The organism is Bacillus hominis, assembly GCF_018332515.1.
Taxonomy (GTDB): domain Bacteria; phylum Bacillota; class Bacilli; order Bacillales; family Bacillaceae_G; genus Bacillus_A; species Bacillus_A hominis.
On record NZ_BOQD01000511.1, the window covers coordinates 1 to 2161 of the forward strand.

Genomic DNA, 2161 nt, shown 5'->3' on the forward strand with positions numbered 1-2161 from the left:
TAATTCTACAGATAAATTATAATTAAATAAAATTAAAAGTTTTAATTTGTAAGTAAGTATTAATAATATAAAGAAAGTTATTTTGTAAATAATGAAAATAGGGTCGATACCTTACTCTGTAAAATGTATCGGTCTTGTACGATCGAATAGGCTCTTCAAGAGGATGAGCGGTTTATCCGGCTATTCGTGTCCGCCTTAAGGTTGAGAGAAGCGGGGAGAATAATAGTCCGTAAAAGTCCGGTTGGTGAGAGTCTTCCATCAGTGGAGGATAAAAAATCCTAACTTTCACTTGCACCTGCAATATTGATGGGTTTTTTTCTCCAAAAAACATTGGAAAAGCACAAGGGATTTGTGTTGCTCTTGCAAGCTCAACAAGTATTATTGCTCCGCTCGTATTCGGGTATTTCATCCAGTATGCAGCGACTGAGGCAATGGGATATTGTTATGGATTTCAAGTAACTTCTTTGTGTATGTTCGTTATCGAATTATTGTTTTGGATTGTTGTACGCCCCGTGAAGCAAAGTCACACAACAATAAAAGCAGAGGAGCAAGTAAGTATTTAAAAATCAATGATGGATCGAAGAGGGAAAGAAAGGAGTAAATATGAAAAGGAGGTTGCATAAATGGATCGTTGTGTACATTGTCATGAAGAATTAGCCTTTATGGAGCGGAATCGCAGTGAGTGCTGGAATTATCAAGAAAAGATGTCCGAGACTTACTCTGATGATCCTATTGAAATAGAAGATGAAGTAAAATAGGTTGTGCGACAGAATTTGGAGCTTCGCAGGTAGCAAAAAAAGCAAGGTACCTTCTGATTGAACCAACTCAAAATAAATATTTAAGTGCTTATGAATCACCAAGTCAATTGGAATGATTACACCTTTTATGACAGAGTGACAATTTTTTATTACGAAATCTGGAGTAAAGGTAATAGCTAAACTTTCGATGATGGCTTGGAGAACTCCATCCATATTGTTTGATGTGAATAGGATTTTTAAGGGCTTATATTTGTTAAAGAAATCTTGAACAAAATACTGCATAAACTCACCTTTATATGTAACGAGAGTTTGATTAAGTATACGATGAGGAGTTATGGTACCAAGAAACGCTAAGCTTCGTATCAAATTAAGTGTTCCCTTTGTGATAATCTTGCTACTGCAAAAGTTTATTATACTCACAGAACTTACCATTTCAATAGTAAACGATGTTTTGTTTGTTGAAATCGCAAATAAGAGGTACATAAATTCATACGAAAGTATGAAAAAACAGCTCAAATATGAGCTGTTTTCGTATAGTTTTTAGTTAACATATTTTATTCATTTAGGGTTTAGCGAAAAGGATACGTATTATATTTAAAACCCTCCGCCGCCACCCCAACAGCTACATCCGATAATAATTAGAAGGATGAATAGCACGATGAGTAAAGCAAATCCACCGCCGAAACCAGCGCAACTACCACCAAAGCTCATGTTTTTTCCTCCTTTTTAGTAAATTAATCTATATAACTAATGGATTACTTTATAAGATATGTTTTTATTTGGAAAAGGAGCAAGTCTTACTTCTAATTAGACAAGAGCCTGTAATCTGATTTAAATATGATATTCACTTTGTTTCATAGCGCTTTTTTGAAAATGCTAAAACAATATGGAAGTGTATAATAGGTGAACGTATTGTAAATGAAAGGGGTATGTAACTTACAATTACATTAAAATTTCTTTTCATAAATATATAATTTGTAAAAAAAGCCATTTTTTTATTTTTTTATGAGTGAAAATGTACTATAATTTTACAAGTAATATTATGGGAAAAGGGAGTTTTAGTATAGAGATGGAGATGGGACAATTACATAATAAAATAAAACACAAAAAGAAAGAGCTAATTCAACTTGTTGCTAGGCATGGATTAGATCATGATAAAGTTTTGTTGTTTAGTCGAGATTTAGATATACTAATTAATAAGTTTATGAATATGAAAGACAAAGTATATAAGTGATTAATCTTTAATTTTTATATTAGGATTATTTATTTATAAAGGAGAGAACAGTTATGGAACACTTACAAGAAGAGTTGTATAAACAAATAAAAGAAGAAAAAGGTGCAGTTACTATATTCTTAAAGAGTGGAGTAAGAATAGTAGGAGAAGTAGCTGGAGTAGATAGATT

The 2161-nt window shown here is 32.3% G+C and carries 4 protein-coding genes; 3 read left to right on the forward strand and 1 reads right to left on the reverse strand.

The window, feature by feature from the left end; translation table 11 throughout:
• Positions 1-623 precede the first annotated feature (623 nt).
• A complete protein-coding gene (locus KI356_RS28440) occupies positions 624-758 on the forward strand; it encodes a hypothetical protein (RefSeq protein ID WP_265176550.1) in 135 nt (44 codons plus the stop codon).
• A gap of 594 nt (positions 759-1352) precedes the next feature.
• On the opposite strand, the gene KI356_RS26990 is transcribed toward KI356_RS28440, so the two are convergent.
• Positions 1353-1469, reverse strand: a complete 117-nt coding sequence (locus KI356_RS26990; RefSeq protein ID WP_000007805.1) for a YjcZ family sporulation protein — start codon at positions 1467-1469, stop codon at positions 1353-1355.
• Between the two features lie 304 nt (positions 1470-1773).
• Here KI356_RS26990 and KI356_RS26995 point away from each other — a divergent pair, with 304 nt between their 5' ends.
• Entirely contained in the window at positions 1774-1992 is a 219-nt protein-coding gene (locus KI356_RS26995; protein ID WP_002117887.1) for an aspartyl-phosphate phosphatase Spo0E family protein, read from the forward strand.
• Between the two features lie 53 nt (positions 1993-2045).
• Positions 2046-2161, forward strand: a 116-nt coding sequence (locus tag KI356_RS27000; protein WP_212936981.1) for an LSm family protein, incomplete at its 3' end; no start/stop codon positions are given.